The organism is uncultured Campylobacter sp. (genome assembly GCF_938045405.1).
Lineage (GTDB): Bacteria > Campylobacterota > Campylobacteria > Campylobacterales > Campylobacteraceae > Campylobacter_B.
In genome coordinates this window covers 1-1,467 of sequence record NZ_CALIMW010000018.1, presented here as the reverse complement: position 1 = coordinate 1,467, position 1,467 = coordinate 1, and the positions used below count along the sequence as shown (strand labels likewise).

At 49.8% G+C, this 1,467-nt stretch carries 1 pseudogene; it reads left to right on the top strand.

Features of this window, described 5'->3' with window-relative positions:
• Positions 1-828, top strand: a pseudogene (locus Q0140_RS00665) (sodium-dependent transporter); the annotation flags it as partial.
• Between the last annotated feature and the right edge of the window lie 639 nt (positions 829-1,467).

Below are 1,467 nucleotides of genomic sequence, written 5' to 3'. Positions count from 1 at the left end.
CTTTTCATCCTTTTGGTGCTGATGGTGGTGTATTCGATGAGTTTCGACGGCTTTAGCAAAAGCGCGAAATTTCTGCTCGTGCCCGATTTTAGCGCGCTAAATTCCAAAAGCGTGCTCGAAGCGCTCGGACTTGCGTTTTTCACGCTATCGCTGGGCGTTACGACGATTATGACCTACGCCGCGAGCCTGCCGGAGCGCACCAATATCCTAACTTCGAGCTTAAACATCGTATTTATTAACGTCATGATCGGCATAATGATGGGGCTCGTGGTTTTTACCTTTATTTTTGAATTTAACGCAGATCCGGCGCAATCGGGCCCGGGGCTTATTTTCGTCTCGCTTGCGATGCTGTTTAGCAAACTGGGCGCGATCGGGCACGTACTGGCGTTTGCATTTTTTCTTACATTGATTTTTGCGGCGATCACTTCTGCGATCTCGATGATCGAGCCTTCGGTGTATTATCTAGTAAAATCGCACAAAATAAGCCGCCTGCGCGCCTGCGCGATCGTCTTTGCGTTTACCTATGTCCTTGGCATCGCGTGCATTTTGGGCTACTACGGCGCTACGGCGGATAGCTTTAGCATACTTGGCACGCCGTTTTTCGACGTCCTAGACTACGCGACCTCGAAAATTTTAATGCCGATAGGCGGGCTCGTAATCGTGGTTTTCGTGGGATTTGTGATGCGAAAAGAAGCCGTACACGCGCTACTGGCGCCGTATATGGGCGAGCTAGGATTTAAAATTTGGTACTTCGTGTTGCTGCGCTGCGTCTCGCCCGTAGCCATAATTTTGATCGCGCTAAGAGAGCTTGGAATTTTACGCATCTAAGCGCGGTTTGAAATTTTGCGGATTAGGCGCGAGTTAAATTTAAAATTTTACTGCGACGCGAGGATTTGAAATTTTAAAATTTCATGCAAAACGGCGCGGCTGCGATCGCGCCTATCTGCGTAAGCAAACGGAGCGTCGCGGTTTTAAATTTAAAATTCTACGTAGAAACGATACGCAAAATTTCACGACAAGCCGCGCGACAAAGCGGTTGGAATTTAAAATTTGTCGCCGAAGCGGCGCGCGAGCCCGCGATCCGTCTAATAGACGGCCGATCCGTCGGAACAGCGCAGGGATCGCATATTGCGGCTTTAAATTTTAAAATCTTACGCTCTGACGGGTCGGAACGATAGGCAAAATTCCATAGCGAGCCTCGCGGCGATCCGCTAGCGGCCATGGCGGCTGTCAAAAATCGCGCTTGGAATTTTACGTCTAGATAGGAGTATGCGGCGACCGCGCAATCAGCCTTCGGCGCGACTGCGCTAACCCGCGCAAGACCGCGGCAAAGACGCCGTAGCGTAGCCGCGTCTGATCACGCTACGGAATTTTAAAATTCCGCGGCTTTAAAATTTAAAAATCATCGGAGAGAAAATGAACGATAAATTTAGCAAAATCGGCTTCATACTTGCCGTCGCAGGCGGC